The sequence below is a fragment of the Terrirhizobium terrae genome (assembly GCF_030323265.1).
Classification (GTDB): Bacteria; Pseudomonadota; Alphaproteobacteria; order Rhizobiales; family Rhizobiaceae; genus Neorhizobium.
This window is the reverse complement of record NZ_CP104992.1, coordinates 1,967,148-1,984,214: the sequence shown is the minus strand read 5'-3', so window position 1 is coordinate 1,984,214 and position 17,067 is coordinate 1,967,148. Positions and strand designations below refer to the sequence as shown.

At 61.6% G+C, this 17,067-nt stretch carries 14 protein-coding genes and 4 pseudogenes; 16 read left to right on the top strand and 2 right to left on the bottom strand.

The genetic code is table 11. The features are described from left to right. Positions 1–47: 47 nt before the first annotated feature. Positions 48–1,273: pseudogene (locus N7E02_RS17465) on the bottom strand (HlyD family secretion protein). 247 nt (positions 1,274–1,520) lie between these two features. Here N7E02_RS17465 and N7E02_RS17460 point away from each other — a divergent pair. The 3 genes from N7E02_RS17460 to N7E02_RS17450 all read left to right on the top strand — a co-directional run bounded on the left by N7E02_RS17460 (position 1,521) and on the right by N7E02_RS17450 (position 3,548). Then, positions 1,521–1,745 (top strand): hypothetical protein, encoded by a 225-nt coding sequence (locus N7E02_RS17460; RefSeq protein ID WP_286583569.1) that lies wholly within the window; start codon positions 1,521–1,523, stop codon positions 1,743–1,745. 327 nt (positions 1,746–2,072) lie between these two features. Further along, positions 2,073–2,360, top strand: coding sequence for a DUF1330 domain-containing protein (locus N7E02_RS17455; RefSeq protein ID WP_286583568.1), 288 nt, complete (start codon positions 2,073–2,075; stop codon positions 2,358–2,360). A 207-nt stretch (positions 2,361–2,567) separates the two neighbouring features. After that, entirely contained in the window at positions 2,568–3,548 is a 981-nt protein-coding gene (locus N7E02_RS17450; RefSeq protein ID WP_286583566.1) for a complex I NDUFA9 subunit family protein, read from the top strand. Positions 3,549–3,991: 443 nt separating this feature from the next. Here the strand turns inward: N7E02_RS17450 and N7E02_RS17445 are convergent, their stop codons facing one another. Then, positions 3,992–4,795 (bottom strand): undecaprenyl-diphosphate phosphatase, encoded by an 804-nt coding sequence (locus N7E02_RS17445; RefSeq protein ID WP_286583565.1) that lies wholly within the window; start codon positions 4,793–4,795, stop codon positions 3,992–3,994. Between the two features lie 198 nt (positions 4,796–4,993). Between N7E02_RS17445 and N7E02_RS17440 the strand changes: the two genes are divergently transcribed. The 13 genes and pseudogenes from N7E02_RS17440 (at position 4,994) to N7E02_RS17380 (ending at position 17,064) form a co-directional block, all read left to right on the top strand. Then, complete coding sequence (locus N7E02_RS17440) at positions 4,994–5,686, top strand: glutathione S-transferase family protein (protein WP_286583564.1); 693 nt, start codon at positions 4,994–4,996, stop codon at positions 5,684–5,686. Then, the gene (gene queG / locus N7E02_RS17435; RefSeq protein WP_286583563.1) at positions 5,667–6,842 is read left to right on the top strand and encodes a tRNA epoxyqueuosine(34) reductase QueG; all 1,176 of its coding nucleotides are present in this window, start codon (positions 5,667–5,669) and stop codon (positions 6,840–6,842) included. The genes N7E02_RS17440 and queG overlap by 20 nt, the downstream gene beginning before the upstream one ends. Continuing rightward, the gene (locus N7E02_RS17430; protein ID WP_286583562.1) at positions 6,842–7,714 is read left to right on the top strand and encodes an SDR family oxidoreductase; all 873 of its coding nucleotides are present in this window, start codon (positions 6,842–6,844) and stop codon (positions 7,712–7,714) included. Before queG ends, N7E02_RS17430 begins: the two co-directional genes overlap by 1 nt. A gap of 349 nt (positions 7,715–8,063) precedes the next feature. Beyond that, positions 8,064–8,498 (top strand): septal ring lytic transglycosylase RlpA family protein, encoded by a 435-nt coding sequence (locus N7E02_RS17425; protein WP_374730709.1) that lies wholly within the window; start codon positions 8,064–8,066, stop codon positions 8,496–8,498. A 113-nt stretch (positions 8,499–8,611) separates the two neighbouring features. After that, positions 8,612–9,900, top strand: a pseudogene (locus N7E02_RS17420) (RsmB/NOP family class I SAM-dependent RNA methyltransferase). 127 nt (positions 9,901–10,027) lie between these two features. Further along, positions 10,028–11,305, top strand: coding sequence for an imelysin family protein (locus N7E02_RS17415; protein ID WP_286583561.1), 1,278 nt, complete (start codon positions 10,028–10,030; stop codon positions 11,303–11,305). Positions 11,306–11,676: 371 nt separating this feature from the next. After that, positions 11,677–12,078: a hypothetical protein gene (locus N7E02_RS17410; protein WP_286583560.1), complete on the top strand. Its 402-nt coding sequence runs from the start codon at positions 11,677–11,679 to the stop codon at positions 12,076–12,078. Further along, positions 11,994–13,211, top strand: a complete 1,218-nt coding sequence (locus N7E02_RS17405; protein ID WP_286583888.1) for a di-heme oxidoreductase family protein — start codon at positions 11,994–11,996, stop codon at positions 13,209–13,211. The genes N7E02_RS17410 and N7E02_RS17405 overlap by 85 nt, the downstream gene beginning before the upstream one ends. Then, entirely contained in the window at positions 13,211–14,323 is a 1,113-nt protein-coding gene (locus N7E02_RS17400; protein WP_286583559.1) for an imelysin family protein, read from the top strand. Before N7E02_RS17405 ends, N7E02_RS17400 begins: the two co-directional genes overlap by 1 nt. 4 nt (positions 14,324–14,327) lie before the next feature. Then, positions 14,328–15,412: pseudogene (locus tag N7E02_RS17395) on the top strand (DUF1513 domain-containing protein). Positions 15,413–15,450: 38 nt separating this feature from the next. Further along, positions 15,451–15,909 carry a TspO/MBR family protein gene (locus N7E02_RS17390; protein ID WP_286583558.1) on the top strand — a complete coding sequence of 153 codons (459 nt, stop codon included), beginning with the start codon at positions 15,451–15,453 and terminating at the stop codon, positions 15,907–15,909. Positions 15,910–15,980: 71 nt separating this feature from the next. After that, positions 15,981–16,430 carry a PaaI family thioesterase gene (locus N7E02_RS17385; protein ID WP_286583557.1) on the top strand — a complete coding sequence of 150 codons (450 nt, stop codon included), beginning with the start codon at positions 15,981–15,983 and terminating at the stop codon, positions 16,428–16,430. Then, positions 16,427–17,064, top strand: a pseudogene (locus N7E02_RS17380) (5'-methylthioadenosine/S-adenosylhomocysteine nucleosidase). Before N7E02_RS17385 ends, N7E02_RS17380 begins: the two are co-directional and overlap by 4 nt. Positions 17,065–17,067 lie beyond the last annotated feature (3 nt).

Here is a 17,067-nt window from a genome sequence, read left to right as displayed (position 1 = left end):
AGCACGCTGCTGCCGAAGGGCGTGTCGGCAAAGACGACACCTTCGGCTCAATGGCCGCCAAAGACCAGCGTTTGAACCGGCTGCAGCATCGCCTGCATGCGCAGGATCATCGCATGCACGATCGCAACCGCATCGACCGCGTGCAGAAAAAGCCAGCGCATCATGCCGATATCGGGATCGGATAGCGCCTCGTGGTTGCTTGTATAGGCATTGGCGATACAGCTGCTGCCTGGCGGAACGCCATCCAGTCCACCAGGAAAAAGCGGCTGCAGAAACACCGTCAGCGTTCCGGGCCTAGCCATCTGCTGCACGTCGAGCAACTGGTCCGTCGGCCGCAATTGCCCGGCCGCTATCACGTCCTGCACTTCGGTGATGACGAGCGGAATGATTTCGAACGGCTTTCCGACGCAGGTCGCTTCGGCGACCATGCCGGGCTTTACGACCTGCGCCTCGATCTGCCCGAACCCGGCGATCAATGTTCCCCGGCCTGCCTCGATGGGCACAAGAATGCCGGCCGGGCGCAGCATCGTGTTCAGTACGTCTCCCGGGCGTAAAGTGAACTGCTGCAGCGTGCCGGCCACGCCTGCCCTTACCATGGTCTTGTCCAGTTCTACCTGAGCCTGCGCTTCCGCGGCACGGGCGCTCGCCCTCTGGGCCGGCAGAAGAAGGTTCAGTTTGGCCTCCAGCGTCTGCTTCATGGCAAGGGCAGCGCTCACTGCCCCTTTCTGCTTTCGACCGTGTTGGTCAGGCGGTCGACCTCTCTGCGGGCCACGGCGTCGTTCTTCAGAAGCTGCGTTTTCATTGCCAATTCGTCGACAGCCACCTGGAGAGCACCCTCGGCCTCCTGGATCTGACCGTCGGCGCTTGCCAGTTCCGTCTCGGCCACTCTCGCCTCCGCATCGGCTTCGGCGATCTGCCGGCGGGCAGTTTCCAACGCGGCCTTCTGCTCGGCATCGTCTAGCCGGAAGAGCGGTGCTCCGGCTTCGACCCTGTCGTTTATACCGACATAAACATCAGCAACGCGCCCGGACGTCTCCGGCAGGACGGTGACCGTGCGAAAGACGGCCGTGACACTTTTCGTCGATGGATGGAAATAGAAGATCATCGTGATCAGCGCGATGGTGAGGACCAGACAGGCGGAAATGCCACAACGCAGCTCGTACCAGACGCTGTAGAGAGTGATCTCGCGACCGATCCGCTTGTCTTGCCGGTAGCGGCGATAGAGATAGTCCGGAAAAATGGTCACCAATGAACAGAGCAGCAGTTCGAGCACGATCAGCCCCCTCTTGCTTTAGGTTGCTCTTCGCCTGCGAAGGCATCCCAGGGGATGCTGCGCGATCCGTCACGGCGGGCGTACCGACGGTAGGCTCGGCACGACGTGCTGCAGCCGCCACCTGCTCGTCGATCTTGACCGGTTCGCGGCTGGAAAGCCTGACCAGCGAACGCGCGATCGAATAAAGCGGCGTTGCGAAATCGGGGATACGGATGAAGGCGAGCAGCAGGCCCAGGATCCAGTAGAGATGATTGTGGGTGAAGAGCGAGATCAGCGCGAGGACCGCGACGATCTCCATCTGCATTTTGTTCGTCCGATGAGCTATGCGTTCCGGCACCGCGTGCAGTTGGAAGTAGAGGTTTCCTATAACCAGAACGATCAGGACGAGAAGCACGACGACCGCGGTGAACAGATAGTCGGTCTCCCCGGCCCTGCGATGAATCCGGGCACATGGTCGGTAAGCGCGGCGTGATAGGACTGCTCCATCAGTATCCCCTCCATGTCGGCCGGTACCCGGCCTCCCGCCGATTGGTGTGATTGCCGGGCTGTCGCGACGCGGGCAGGGAATGCGCGAGCCGCAACGCCTTCGCTCCCTGCCTTATCAGCACAACAGGATCATGCGTGGCGACCGAGCGGGGAAGTACGCAACAGTAAATTTGACGTATAACGACCCAGTGTTACGCAACCCGAGTGCCATCCATGTCGACGACCGGATTGGATGCGGACCGTCTGGTCTTGACTTGTGGACCGATGCGACCGAACTCCTGGCGACATCACAAGGCAAGGAGGAAGAAGTCTCATGGCAAAGGGATACTGGATCGCCCGCGTCGATGTTCGCGATGCGGAGCGCTATAAGGATTACGTCGCGGCGGCCAAGGTGGCCTTCGACAAATACGGCGCGAACTTTCTCGCCCGTGGTGGCGCAATTACCGAGCTTGAGGGCAAGGCGCGTGGTCGCAATGTGGTGATCGAATTTCCCTCGATGCAGGTCGCGGTCGACTGCTACAATTCGCCGGAATACCAGATCGCCGCGAAGATCCGCCAGGAAGCGGCGGATGCGGAAATGGTGGTCGTCGAAGGCATCTGACGCCTCTCGCAACGACATCGATCCCGATGACACATTTGTTCGCGCTTGCGCAGGATCAAATCGTTGCGACCGATAAACGCTATGATAACCTGCGCTTTGAATTGCAGCCCAAGGCGGTGCACAATCATTTCCCGCGCACTTCACGCGGGACTGTGTTTCGGCTAATAGGTTGCGACAACCCGCCACAGGCCCACTCCGGAGCATGCCATGACCGTGAATAACCTTCCGCCGCTCGTCACCGTGTTCGGAGGCTCCGGTTTCGTGGGGCGCCAGGTCGTTCGCACGCTTGCCAAGCGCGGCTATCGCGTCCGTGTGGCGGTACGCCGTCCCGATCTCGCAGGCTTCCTGCTGCCGGCCGGTTATGTCGGTCAGATCTCGCTCGTTCAGGCCAACCTGCGCAATCGCCCGTCGATCGACCGTGCCGTCAAGGGCGCGTCGCATGTCGTCAATTGCGTCGGCATCCTGTTTGAAAGCGGCCGCAACACATTCGACGCCATCCAGGATTTCGGCGCCCGCGCTGTGGCGGAAGCCGCGCGTGATGCCGGCGCAAAGCTCACCCATATTTCAGCGATCGGCGCCAACGTGAATTCGGGCTCGTCCTACGCGCGCAGCAAGGGCCGCGCCGAGGAAAGCGTCCTGTCGCTGGTTTCCGATGCCGTGATCCTGCGTCCGTCGATCGTCTTCGGACCGGACGACAATTTCTTCAACAAGTTCGCCGGCATGGCCCGCCAGTTCCCGGCCCTGCCGCTGATCGGCGGCGGCAAGACCAAGCTGCAGCCGGTCTATGTCGAGGATGTCGCCGAAGTCGTCGGCCGTTCCGTCGATGGCACGCTCAAGGCCGGCACGATCTACGAACTCGGCGGATCGGAAGTCATGAGCTTCAAGGACTGTCTCGAGACGGTTCTGCGCGTCACCAACCGCGAGCGCGCGCTTGTCTCCCTGCCCTTCGGCATCGCCTCGATGATCGGCAGCATTGCCTCGCTCGTTCCGTTCATCGCTCCGCCGATCACCGCCGATCAGGTCGAGATGCTGAAGACCGACAATATCGTCTCGGACGCCGCGACGAAGGAAGGCCGCACGCTGGCGGGCCTCGGCATTCGCCCGGTGATCGCAAGCTCCGTCCTTGCATCCTATCTCGTGCGCTTCCGTCCGCAGGGCCAGTTCACCGGCAGCGGCAAGGCCGCCTGAGCAACAGTTTTTTCGGCTTCGTTTTCCTGCCCAGTCGTTGGGCAGGCTTCGCCATCGCATCGGGATTGTGCATTCCGATGCCGGTCGATGTGGCACAAAGAACGCACTCTGCGAGCTATCTCCGTTAACCGGGGGTTTAGCAAAAACCGATATTGAATTCGGTGGAGGCGCCCAATAAATCGATCGCACGAGATTGGTTCGTCTCGACCATCATTTTGTTTCGAAAGGCGTCTTCATGGGCAAGCCTATCGCCCTTTTCTTTGCGTGTGCGGCACTCGTTATTCTGGCAGGCTCGTTCATGGCTCCGCAGACTGCCGCAGGCGGCAAGTCGGATTGCGCACCGGCCTATGGTGTGGACCCCTGCAGCACGGCTGCAATCCCACACTAAAAAATAAGGCGGCCTTTTGAGCCGCCTTTTTCTTTGTCCTGTTCGTTGTCCCGCCTCAGGCGCCGGCCATCAGGGCGACCAGACCGATAACGCCGACAACGATCCGCCAGTAGGCAAAGGGCGCATAACCGCGGCTCGAGATGAAATCGAGAAGCGAGCGGACGACGAATACCGCCGTGACGAAGGATGCGATGAAGCCGATGGCGATCAGCGCACCATCATCGAAGGTCAGCAGATCGCGGTTCTTGATCAAATCGAGCGTGAAGGCGCCGACCATGGTCGGCATGGCGAGGAAGAAGGAAAATTCCGCCGCCGAGCGTTTGTCGGCACCGAGCAGCAGCGCACCGACGATCGTCGCGCCCGAGCGGGACGTGCCGGGGATCATCGCCACGCACTGGCAGAAGCCGATCTTGATGGCGAGCGACAGCGGGTATTCCATCACGTCGTGATATTTGGGCTCAAGCTTCATCCGATCGACGGCGAGCAGGATGAAACCACCGACGATCAGCATGACGCAGATCAGGATCGGCGTCTCGAACAGGACCGTCTTGATGAAGTCATGGGCCAGCGCGCCGATGATGGCCGCCGGCAGGAAGCCCGCGAGAATGACGAGAACGAAGCGGCGGGACTCCGCACTTGTCGGGATCGTCAGGGCAATCGAGATGAGCTTTTGGGCGTAGACGAGAAGGATCGCCAGGATGGCGCCAAGCTGGATCAACACGGCGAAGGTGTTGCCCGGGGAATTGAAGCCGAGAAAGTGACCGGCGAGGAGAACATGCGCGGTCGAGGAGACGGGCAAGAATTCCGTGAGCCCCTCGATGATGCCAAGCACGAGGGCGCTGATGATCGGTTGATCCACTCTTCTTAATCCTTTGCTGAGAAAATAACGGCAGTTTGCAGCAGACTTGCGAGATAAAGACTTGGGAGATGCAGGTTCGGGAGATTACGACCCCTTGCTTGTGTTGGCCCTACCAAATCCATATAGCTGACTTATGTCAGGCGGGCGCGCGACGCAGCCATGTCACTCCTTTACAATTCGACCGAAGCTTAAGCCACGATGCCCACCCTTTATCATCACCCCATGTCGTCCGCCTCGCGATTTGTACGCCTGATTTTGGCGGAATATGGATTCCAGGCCGAATTGGTCGAGGAGCAACCCTGGGAAAAGCGTCGGGAGTTCCTGAGCATTAACCCGGCGGCCACACTTCCCGTCTATGTCGACGACAGCATGCGCGCGCTTTGCGGCCCTTCGATCCTGATGGAATTTCTCGACGAGACCCATGGCGTCCTGAAGCGCGACCGCCGACTACTGGCCGAGGATCCTTGGCAGCGAGCCGAAATCCGGCGCCTGACCGAATGGTTCCTGCAGAAGATGGAGCAGGACGTCACCCGGCCGCTGACCCGCGAGCGCGTCTACAAGCTGCAGATGACGGCCGCGCAGGGCGGCGGTGCCCCGGATTCCAAGGTGCTGCGCACATCGCGCGCCAATATCCGCCAGCATATGAAATATCTTTCCTGGCTTGCCGGCTCCCGCCAGTGGCTGGCCGGTGAGCGGTTGAGCTATGCCGATCTTGCGGCTGCCGCCTCGATTTCCGTCCTCGACTATCTCGGCGAGATCGAGTGGTCGGAATTCCCCATCGCCAAGGACTGGTACCAGCGGCTGAAGTCGCGTCCGTCCTTCCGCCCCATGCTCGCGGAGCGCATTCGCGGCGTCACCCCGGTCTCCCATTATGCGGACCTCGATTTCTAGCCCCGCTTCAGCTGTCGACGACAAGGCGCTTCGCCGGCGGCAGAAGCTGACCGCCTTCATTCGCGAAGAGGCGGCAGCGCAGGGCTTCGATCTCTGTCGCATCACCCTGCCCGGCAGCATTCCGCGCGCTCCGGAGCGGCTCGCGACCTTTCTCGACGACAGCCATCACGGCACGATGGAGTGGATGGCGGAGACGCAGGAGCGTCGCGCCGACCCGAAAGTGCTGTGGAGCGACGTGCGCTCGATCGTGATGTTCGGTCTCAACTACGGGCCGGACGACGATCCGCGCTACCTCCAGTCGATGACGGACAAGGCAGCGATTTCCGTCTATGCTCGCAATCGCGACTATCACGATGTCATCAAGGGACGACTGAAGGAAATCGCCACGCGCTTCGCCGCCCGCGCAGGCGAGGACGTCAAGGTGTTTGTCGATACTGCGCCTGTCATGGAAAAACCGCTGGCAGAAGCCGCCGGGCTCGGCTGGCAGGGCAAGCATACCAATCTCGTCAGCCGCACGCTTGGATCCTGGCTCTTCCTCGGCAGTCTGTTCACCACGGCCGATCTTCTGATCGACGAGCCTGAGAAGGATCACTGCGGCAAGTGCCGCGCCTGTCTCGACGCCTGCCCGACCGCTGCCTTTCCGGCGCCCTACCGGCTGGATGCGCGCCGCTGCATTTCCTACCTGACGATCGAGCACAAGGGGCCGATCGACCTCGAATTCCGGCCGCTGATCGGCAACCGCATCTATGGCTGCGACGATTGCCTGTCCGCCTGTCCGTGGAACAAGTTCGCCGAGAGCTCATCCGAGATGAAGCTTAAGGCGCGCGAGGACCTGAAGGAACCGTCGATAGCCTTCCTGCTGACGCTGGATGACCCAAGCTTCCGCAGCTTCTTTTCCGGTTCCCCGGTTAAGCGTATCGGGCGTGACAGGTTCGTGCGCAACGTGCTGATTGCCGCCGGCAACTCCGCCGATCCGCTGCTCATTCCCCAATGTCGTATTCTGGCCGGTGATGCCTCGCCCGTCGTGCGCGGAATGGCCATATGGGCATTGAGGCGGCTAATGGACGATGATGCCTTCAGCGACTTTGCGCAGGCGCGAAGCGCCGAAGACGATGCCGAGGTTCGGCGCGAATGGCAGATGGCAGGAGTGGATTGATGACGGTGATGATCTTCGGATGCGGCTATTCGGGCAAGGCGATCGCCAAGGCCTTCGCGGCAGAAGGCTTTTCCGTCGCCGGCACGGTGCGCAGCCCGGAAAGCGCCGAGGCACTCGCCGCCCTTGATATAAGGCCATTCATCTTCGACGGCAGCGGCTTTGGTTCCGAGCTGGAGGCGGCGCTGAGAGAGGTCACCCATCTCGTCCAGTCGATCCCGCCCGGCAAGGATCACGATCCGCTGCTGAAACTCGTCTCCAGGCGGCTCAAGTCGCTTTGCCCGAAGCTGCAATGGATCGGCTATCTGTCGACCGTCGGTGTCTATGGCGATCACGGCGGCGGCTGGGTGACCGAGGAGACGCCCGGCAGCCCGATCCTTGGCCGGTCGATCGAGCGGGTCGATACTGAGGAGGCCTGGGCGGAGCAAGGTCGCGCCGCCGGCGTGCCGGTTGCGGCGCTACGGCTTTCCGGCATCTATGGTCCGGGCCGCAATGCCTTCGTCAATCTCGATCGCGGCACGGCGCGCCGCATTATAAAGAGAGATCAGGTGTTCAACCGCATCCGTGTCGAGGATATCGGCGCGGCCACCCTGTTCCTCGCGCAACGCCAGCTCGCCGGCATATATAATGTCACCGACGACGAGCCCTGCCCGCCCCAGGATGTCATCGTCGAAGCCGCCCGGCTTATGGGCGTAGAACCGCCGCCCGAACTCGATTTCGACACCGCCGAGATGACGCTGATGGCACGCTCCTTCTATGGCGCCAACAAGCGCGTCTCGAACGAAAAGATGCGTGCTCTCGGCTTCGCATTCGCCTTCCCGAATTACAGGAAATCGCTCGCCCAAATGTGGGCGGACGACGTTTGGCGCGGCTGAAATTTCCGTTTTGAAACGGTTGAAATTTCCATCCTGAGGCCATCCTCAGGTTAATATTTCTTAAGATATGAGGCTTTCCGCCACAGAAATTGTCCAATTTGGGCAGAAACCCTCGCGCGGCGATAAATTTTTTCGTGCATTTTCGTGAGCGGATGCCCGTGTACGATTCAGCAGAAACTGAATTTCACTTAACGGCTGATTCCTAAGGTTTTATTCCAGCTTCGATTAGCCGGCTCGTTAAAAATATCGATAGCAATGTAATCACGAATATTACATTCATTAATATTACGTGATGTCAAATCCCACTTTTCCGCCACTTTTCGCCTCGCCTAAGCCAAGTGCACGCAACGTGCAGGGACAATTCGACGGGGACGACCGACGTGAAAAAATTCGACGCTCGACTGCCGCCGCGGCCGCCATTGCTGCTTTTGCACTCCTCGGCTCCGCGCAGGCCAATGCTGCGCCCGGATGCGGACACGCATCCTGGTATGCTCTCACTTCCAAGACCGCATCCGGTGAACGGATGAACCCGGCCAAGCTGACGGCTGCCCATCGCTCGCTGCCTTTCGGCACCAAGGTGCTGGTGACCAACAAGCGTAACGGCAAGAGCGTCGTTGTTCGTATCAACGATCGCGGCCCGTTCATCCGCGGCCGGGTCATCGATGTTTCCAAGGCTGCCGCCGCCAATATCGGCATGGTACGCTCCGGCACGGCGCAGGTCTGTTATCAGATCATCACCGCCGATAGCCAGAAGGTTGCCGGCAAGGGCCTGAAGGACGGCTAAGGCCTTCTGACGACAGAAGTTCAAGGCGCAGGCCTGACGGCCTGCCCCTTGCTCTCCGGGACAATCACGGTTAGGACCGGCCCCATACGGGTTCAACCGAGACGGAGAGTGACATGCGACTGGGCGGGCGAGTAGCCGGAGCAATCGAGGTTCTGGCGGATATCGAAGCGCGCAAACGCCCGGTGGCGGATGCACTGAAGGACTGGGGCCTTGCCCATCGTTTCGCCGGCTCCGGCGACCGGGCGGCCATCGGCAACATCGTCTACGATGCCTTGCGCATGCGGCTTTCCCACGCATTCCTGATGGATGACGACAGCCCGACGGCTCTCGCCTATGCGGTTCTCCTGCGCCAATGGGGTTTCTCCAAGGACGCGCTCGACGCAGAATTCGCCGATGACAAGTTTGCACCTCCGGCTCTGACCGAGGCCAATCTCGCCGCCTTTTCCAGCCGCAATCTCGACGACGCACCCCTTCATGTGCAGGGCGATATTCCGGATTGGGTGCAGGCCTCGTTCGAAGCCAATTTCGGCGACGACTGGCTGGCCGAGGCGAAGGCGCTTGCCGATCGCCCAACGCTCGATCTGCGCGCCAACACGCTGAAGGCCAATCGTGACAAGGTGGTGAAGGCGCTGGAACGTGCCGGCGCCAAGCCCGCGAAGATTGCCCGCAACGGCATTCGTGTTGCCGCCGGTGAAGGTCCTTCGCGCCTGCCCAACGTCACGGCCGAACTTTCCTTCCAGAAGGGCTGGTTCGAAGTGCAGGACGAGGGTTCGCAGATCGTCGCCGATCTGGTGCAGCCCGGCGAGCACGATCAGGTGCTGGATTTCTGCGCCGGTGGTGGCGGCAAGACGCTCGCCATGTCGGCTGCGATGAACAACAAGGGCCAGGTTCACGCCTATGACGCCGACCGCAAACGTCTGGCGCCGATCATCGAGCGCCTGCGCCGCGCCGGCACCCGCAATGTCCAGGTCCATGACGACCCGCGCCAGCTCGATGCCCTGAAGGACAAGCTCGACGCGGTTCTGGTCGACGCCCCTGCACCGGCACCGGCACCTGGCGCCGTCGCCCGGATACCAAGTGGCGACTGACACAAAAGAACCTCGATGAACGCATCGCGCAGCAGCAGGACGCGCTGACCGAGGCGTCCCGTTTCGTCAAGCCTGGCGGCCACCTGCTCTACGTCACCTGTTCCGTGCTGCCGGAAGAGAACGACCGTCAGGCGGAGCGCTTCTGCGCCGACAATCCGGCCTTCTCCATCACGTCAGCTGCCTCGGACTGGCAGAAAATCTTCGGCAAGGACGCGCCGGCTCCACGCGCCACGGATGCAGGCACGGTTACACTGACGCCCGCAAGTACCGATACGGACGGATTCTTTTTCTGCCGCATGCAACGCAAGGTTTGATTTTGCGTCTTCTTGATCAACTAGAGCTTCAAATCGTTCTAAACTAGAACATTTGACACTAGTTTTGTTTCGCGCAAAGACATCTCTCTGGCGGCGTCGTGGGATCGACGCTGCGAAGGAGAGGGACATGACCCGCAAAACCCTGATCGGCGCCGCCCTGGCGCTGTTTGCCGCTTCGACGGCCTTTACCGCACTTCCGGCCCGCGCAGAGACGACGCCCGAGGCCGTTCTCAAACATTATGCCGAGCTGGCGCATGCGAAATACGAGGATCTGCTGACGACGGCGGAGAAACTCGACACGGCGATCGACGCGCTGATCGCAACGCCGAGCGAGAAGACGCTGAAGGCGGCCAAAGCTGCCTGGATCGCTGCCCGCGTGCCTTACCAGCAGTCGGAAGTCTATCGCTTCGGCAACCCGCTCGTCGACGAGTGGGAAGGCAAGGTCAATGCCTGGCCGCTGGATGAAGGCCTGATTGATTATGTCGACGCCTCCTACGGCACCGAGAGCGACGAGAACGCTCTTTATACCGCCAATGTCATCGCCAATCCGAAGATCGAGATCAACGGCGAGGCGATCGACCTGACCGAGATCACGCCGGAGACGATCCGCAGCCTCAACGAGGCCGGCGAGATCGAGGCCAATGTCGCGACCGGCTATCACGCCATCGAATTCCTGCTCTGGGGCCAGGACCTGCACGGCACGGAAGCCGGCGCCGGTGACCGCCCCTTTACAGACTATGACAAGGCGAACTGCACCGGCGGCAATTGCGACCGCCGCGCCGCCTATCTGAAGGCCGCATCCACCCTTCTGATCTCCGACCTGAAGGACATGGTGACGGCCTGGGCCCCGGATGGCGATGCAACGAAGAATGTCGAAGCGGATCCGAAGGCGGGTCTCACCGCCATCCTGACCGGGATGGGATCGCTCTCCTATGGCGAACTTGCCGGCGAGCGCATGAAGCTCGGGCTTCTGCTGCACGATCCGGAAGAGGAGCATGACTGCTTCTCCGACAACACCTATGCCTCGCATCTCAACGATGCGGTCGGGATCAAGTCCGCCTATACCGGCCAGTACACGCGCACCGACGGCACCAAGATGACCGGCCCGTCGCTGTCCGATCTCGTCACCGCCAAGGACAAGGCGCTCGATACCGAGATGAAGGGCAAGCTCGACACGACGCTGACCGCCATGACGGTGATGAAGGACCGCGCCCAGAAGGTCGAGGCCTATGACCAGATGATCGGCGAGAACAACGTCAAGGGCAACGAGGTCGTCCAGAAGGCGATCGACGGCCTGATCGACCAGACCAAGACCATCGAGCGCGTCATCGCGTCGCTGGATCTCGGCAAGATCGAGCTTGAAGGTTCCGACAGCCTCGATAATCCTGACGCTGTTTTTCAGTGAGTGAATGAGAAGGCGATAACGCCACTCCAATGACAAAAGACCCCTCCCAACCCCTCCCCACAAGGGGGAGGGGCTTAACATGACGCCCCCTCATCGCCTGGCATTTCCGGGCGGTGAGCGGGTGATCTGTGGGTACAATCCTCGCGGGCTATCCGCTGTGAATTGGGGAGAGCGCCTCTTGCCGATCTCCCCCTTGTGGGGGAGATGCCCGGCAGGGCAGAGGGGGTGTCTCCACACACTCCTCTTCCATTGAGTTCGCGGCGCTACCCCCTCTGTCACTTTCGTGACATCTCCCCCACAAGGGGGAGATTATCGGGCATACGCCGCACCGTCCGACGTGACATCGACTACGCCAAGGCGGAGATGGGGCTATGAAGCGCATCGGCCTCCATATCCTCCTTCCGCTTCTCTCCGGCGCCCTCGTCCTCGTGCCGCTGATCGCCACGGGCAGCGACAGCCTTTCGCCGCAGGCCCGCACCGACCTTAACCCGAAAGACCTGAAACGCGTCGAGCGCGTGACAAGGCCGACGGCGGATTTTTCCAAGGCCGAGCAGTTCGAGACCATGTCCGGCGGTGCGGCGACGACGAAGGCGATCGTCAATGGCGATGCTTTCTCGCATTTCTCGCCCAACATCACCTTCGAGGAAGAGCAGAATTTCAAGCTCGGCAATGCGCTGTTCACGAAGCTCTGGGTGTCGGCCCCTCCTCCACCCAGGCCTCGGACGGTCTCGGACCGCTGTTCAATGCGCGCGCCTGCCAGAGCTGTCACCTGAAAGACGGGCGCGGGCATCCGCCGGAAGGCGCGGCCGATGCGACCTCGATGTTCCTGCGGCTTGCCCGCCCCGCCCGCACCGACGAGGAGCGCGAGGCGGTTGCCGACTATCGCAAGATCAATTTTCCCGATGCCGTCTATGGCGAGCAGCTGCAGGATCTCGCCGTGCCGGGCCTGAAGTCCGAGGGCAAGCTGGAGATATCCTATGAGGAAACCTCAGTAACGCTTTCTGGCGGAGAAACGGTCAATCTCCGTAAACCAGCCTATTCCGTCGCCAATCTCGGCTATGGTCCGCTGGAGGGCGACGTGACGCTCTCACCCCGCATCGCGCCACCAATGCTTGGCATGGGCCTGATCCAGGCGATCCATCCGGCGGACATCCTCGCCAAGGCCGACCCGGACGACAAGGATGGCGACGGCATTTCGGGAAAACCGGCACTCGTGCGCGATCACCTGAGCGGCGAGGTGAAACTCGGCCGTTTCGGCTTCAAGGCGCAGAACGCCTCGGTCCGCGACCAGACCTCGTCGGCCTTTGCCGGCGACCTCGGCATCTCGACACCCGACGATCCGTTTTCCCATGGCGACTGCACCAAGGCGCAAGCCGACTGTCTCGCCATGCCGACCGGCGTGCAGGAGAGGCTCGGCCCCGTCGAGGCGCCGGATCCGGTTCTGCCGCTCGTCACTTTCTATTCGGAAAACCTTGCCGTGCCGGCCCGCCGCGACATCGACGACCCGGCCGTGCTGAAGGGCAAGGAAATGTTCTACGCGGCCGGCTGCACCGGCTGCCACACACCGAAATTCGTCACCCGCCGGGACGCCGGCAACAAGGCGCATGCCTTTCAGCTGATCTGGCCCTATTCGGATTTCCTGCTGCATGACATGGGCGAAGGCCTCGCAGATGGACAGCAGGTGGGCGTCGCCAACGGCCAGGAATGGCGCACCCAGCCGCTCTGGGGCATCGGCCTGACGAAGACCGTCAACAACCACACCTTCTTCCTGCATGACGGGCGCGCCCGCAATCTCACCGAAGCGATCCTCTGGCATGGCGGCGAGGCGGACAAGGCCCGCAACGCATTTGCGGCCATGGCGAAGGATGATCGCACCGCCCTTCTCACCTTCCTGGAGTCTCTCTGATGCGCAACATCATCGCCGCCGGCCTGGTCGCGCTGCTGCCCGCAGCCTTCGCCCACAATGTCCAGGCACAGGAAGCCGATCCGACACTGGCGGTGGAACTGCCGGAAGCCGTCGTCACCAAGGTGATGACCGCCGCGGTCGATGGTTATATCCGGCCGGGCTACGATGCCTTCCAAAAGTCCGCGGAAGATATGGCCGCGACGATGAAGACGCTCTGCGAAGAGCCATCGCAGGCCAATTACGATGCTGCAAAGACCGGCTTCGGCAAACTCGCGGCGAGCTGGGCGCGTATCGAAATCGTCCGTACTGGCCCGATCATCGAGCAGAACCGGTTCGAACGCATCCTCTTCTATCCCGACCGCAAGAGCACGGGGCTGAAACAGGTGCAGGCGGTGCTTGCCAAATCCGACGAGACGGCGACAGATCCGAAGACGCTCGCCACCAAGAGCGTCGCGACGCAGGGACTTGGCGCGCTGGAATATCTGCTCTTCGGCACCGGATCAGATACGCTTTCTTCCGGAAATGCCTTCCGTTGCCGTTACAGCGCGGCCGTGGCGCAGAATGTCGGCAATGTCGCCGCAGAGGTCGCCGGCATATGGGATGCACCGGACGGCATTCAAAAGGCTTGGGAGCAGCCCGGCCCGGACAATCCAGTCTTCCGCACCGGCGGCGAGGCGATCACCGGGCTGCTCGGCATTCTCGTTCATGGCGCGGAGGCCGTACGCGACCAGCGGATCGAGACATTCTACAAGGGGGCCGACAAGGCGAAGTTCCCCAAGCAGGCTCTGTTCTGGCGCTCGGAAAATACATGGCCGACGATCAAGGCCAATCTCGACGGGCTGTCCGAACTGCTTGTCACCTCCGGCATGGTCGAGCTACTGCCGGAAAAGGACAGACCGATCGTTACCGCCGCCGAGGCGCAGTTCAAGGCGATGGCGAAGCTCGCCACCGAGGTGACGCCCGATCTCGAAAAGGCCGTGGCGGATGAGGCTGAGCGCAGGAGGCTCGATACGCTGCTGGCCGACGGCAAGGACGTGATCTCCAAGCTGAACGACGGTTATGGCGGTGCGATCGGCCTCTCCTCCGGCTTCTCGTTCGCCGACGGGGACTAATCCCATGGTATGGAACGGCGAGGCGATCGACCGCCGGGCATTCCTGAAAGCCGCCGGCATCGGCTTTGCCGCTGCACTTGCGCCTGGCCAGCTCATGGCGCTGGAGCGGGCCGACGCCGTCTATGCCTCCGGCTTTCGCGCCGCCGACGGGTCTTTTGGCATCGCCACCGTGTCCGAGCGCGGCGAGATCATCGACCGCGTCGCTCTGCCCGCCCGCGCCCATGGCATGGCCTATAGCGCCGCCACCGGCCGCGCCGTAGCCTTTGCAAGGCGACCCGGCACGTTCGCCATGGTCTTCGATCCGTCGCGCCAGGCTGAGCCCGTCATGATCACCGCGCCCGAGGGCCGGCATTTCTACGGCCATGGGCATTTCTCCCTGACGGCATGACACTCTATGCCAGCGAGAACGATTTCGACGGCAATCGCGGCATGATCGGGCTCTATGATGCGCGCGACCGGTTTCGCCGCATCGGCGAATTCGAGGCGCATGGCATCGGCACCCATGACATGACCGTCTCGGATGACGGCTCGCTGCTCGTCATCGCCAATGGCGGCATCGAAACCCATCCGGATTTCGGCCGCACGAAGCTCAATCTCGACCATATGGAACCGTCGCTGGTCATGCTCGACGCAAAGAGCGGGGCGGTTATCCAGAAACATACCCTTCCCGCCTCGCTCCGCCAGCTCTCGACGCGGCATCTCGATATTGCCGAGAACGGTCGCGTCTGGTTTGCCTGTCAGTGGGAAGGCGCGCGCAACGAGACACCTCCGCTCGCGGGCTGGTTTTCCAAGGGCGAAGACATCGCGCTCCTCTCGCTGCCGGAAGAGACGACGGCGAAGCTTGCAAATTATGTCGGCGCGATCGCCGTCAACCGGCGCGACAACATTGTCGGCCTCACTTCGCCGATCGGCGGCACATCCGTCATTCTCGATGCACGGTCAGGCCTGGTGCTGAAGGAGGAAACGGTACGCGAGGCGGCCGGCGTGGCGGCGGCTCCCCATGGCATCGCCGTCTCCTCCTATGACGGTCGTTTCAACGGCACCCGCAGCGATGTTGCCTGGGATCAACATATCATTTCGCTAAAATGATCTTTACTCAGGTTGCGTAGCGTCCTAAGTCACACGGCATGCGTAAGGTTCTCAGTGCGATTTTCTTCGTTGTCGCATGCGTCACCATCGGTGCGCTCAGCGGCCTCGCCAATACACCGGGCGAATGGTACCAGTCCCTGGAAAAGCCATTCTTCAACCCGCCCGACTGGCTCTTTGCCCCCGTATGGGCAGGCATCTATATCCTGATCGGCCTGGCGCTCGCCGAGACATGGTTCGATGAGGATAACGGCCGCAATCGCCGGCTCTTCGTCTTCGGCATACAGGCGGTGCTGAATCTTCTCTGGTCGCCAAGCTTCTTCGGCATGCAGATGCCGGTCCTTGCTCTTCTCGTCATCGTTCCACTTCTGGTCTCCATTCTTGTGTTCATCGCGATCAGCTGGCAGCCGGATCGCAAGGCGGCGCTGCTCTTCGTGCCCTATGCGCTGTGGGTCGCCTTCGCCACGCTGCTCAATCTTTCGATCGTCATGCTCAACTGACAAATGTCATTCTTCGCCGCTTGCCCATCGTCCGGTGCCATGCCACTTTCGGCGCCGAACAAGGGCAGGCCATGACGATTACCGATCCGGGCGATTTTCACCAACGCATCCGCCGAAGCTTCCAGAACCAGAACGCGATGAGCATGCTCGGCGCGGAACTTTCCCGCATCCAGCAGGGCATGGTGGAGATCGAGCTTCCCTTCGATCCGAAGCTCACCCAGCAGCATGGTTTTCTGCATTCCGGCGTGATCTCCGCGGCGCTAGAAACCGCCTGCACCTATTCCGCCTATACGGTGATCGCGCCCGAAGTCTCGATCCTGACGATCGAGTTCAAGGTCAACCTGATGTCGCCCGGCCGCGGCGAGCGTTTCCTGTTTCGGGGCGAGATCACCAAGCCGGGTTCGACGATCATCGTCGCCGATGGCCGCGGCTATGCGGTCGGCGACGGGCCGGCCAAGCTGATCGCCTCGATGACCTCATCAATGATGGTCATCCGCAACCGACAGGATGTCGTCGAATGAGCTTTGAACTGAAGACGATTGCCGGACGCTCGGTGCTGTTCGTCATGGCCGTCGATGCCGAATACGGCCCGCACCTGAAATCCCGCATCATTCCGCTGATGACCGGCATCGGCCCGGTGGAAGCGGCGATCGTGCTGTCGCGCGCGCTCACCAAGCTGCAGGCGGAAAACCGGTTGCCGGGTCTCGTCGTGTCCTCGGCTCGGCCGGCTCGCGCGGCCTGGAGCAGACCGAAGTCTATCAGGTCTCCTCGGTTTCCTATCGCGACATGGACGTCTCGCCGCTCGGCTTCGAGAAGGGCGTCACGCCTTTCCTCGACCATCCGGCCACCATGCCCCTGCCCTTCACCATACCCGGCGTGCCGGAAGCGTCTCTGTCTACTGGGGGAAACATCATCTCGGGCGCCGCCTATGACCTGATCGAAGCTGACATGGTCGACATGGAGACCTTCGCGGTGATGCGTTGCTGCCAGCTTTTTGGCATTCCCCTGATCGGCCTGCGCGGCATTTCCGACGGCAAGGAAGAGCTGAAGCACGTCGAGAACTGGACCGAATATCTGCATGTGATCGACGAGAAGCTGGCAGGCGTGGTCGACAGACTCGAGAAGTCCCTTGAAAGCGGCGATTTGGGCCTCTGAGCA

What these genes read in the sequence shown, in the direction of transcription:
- N7E02_RS17450 (WP_286583566.1), top strand. Translation starts at nt 2,568, where the DNA reads ATGACCGTGAATAACCTTCCGCCGCTCGTCACCGTGTTCGGAGGCTCC.
- N7E02_RS17385 (WP_286583557.1), top strand. Translation starts at nt 15,981, where the DNA reads ATGACGATTACCGATCCGGGCGATTTTCACCAACGCATCCGCCGAAGC.
- N7E02_RS17460 (WP_286583569.1), top strand. Translation starts at nt 1,521, where the DNA reads ATGATTGTGGGTGAAGAGCGAGATCAGCGCGAGGACCGCGACGATCTC.
- N7E02_RS17410 (WP_286583560.1), top strand. Translation starts at nt 11,677, where the DNA reads ATGAAGCGCATCGGCCTCCATATCCTCCTTCCGCTTCTCTCCGGCGCC.
- N7E02_RS17440 (WP_286583564.1), top strand. Translation starts at nt 4,994, where the DNA reads ATGCCCACCCTTTATCATCACCCCATGTCGTCCGCCTCGCGATTTGTA.
- N7E02_RS17430 (WP_286583562.1), top strand. Translation starts at nt 6,842, where the DNA reads ATGACGGTGATGATCTTCGGATGCGGCTATTCGGGCAAGGCGATCGCC.
- N7E02_RS17455 (WP_286583568.1), top strand. Translation starts at nt 2,073, where the DNA reads ATGGCAAAGGGATACTGGATCGCCCGCGTCGATGTTCGCGATGCGGAG.
- queG (WP_286583563.1), top strand. Translation starts at nt 5,667, where the DNA reads ATGCGGACCTCGATTTCTAGCCCCGCTTCAGCTGTCGACGACAAGGCG.
- N7E02_RS17400 (WP_286583559.1), top strand. Translation starts at nt 13,211, where the DNA reads ATGCGCAACATCATCGCCGCCGGCCTGGTCGCGCTGCTGCCCGCAGCC.
- N7E02_RS17415 (WP_286583561.1), top strand. Translation starts at nt 10,028, where the DNA reads ATGACCCGCAAAACCCTGATCGGCGCCGCCCTGGCGCTGTTTGCCGCT.
- N7E02_RS17390 (WP_286583558.1), top strand. Translation starts at nt 15,451, where the DNA reads ATGCGTAAGGTTCTCAGTGCGATTTTCTTCGTTGTCGCATGCGTCACC.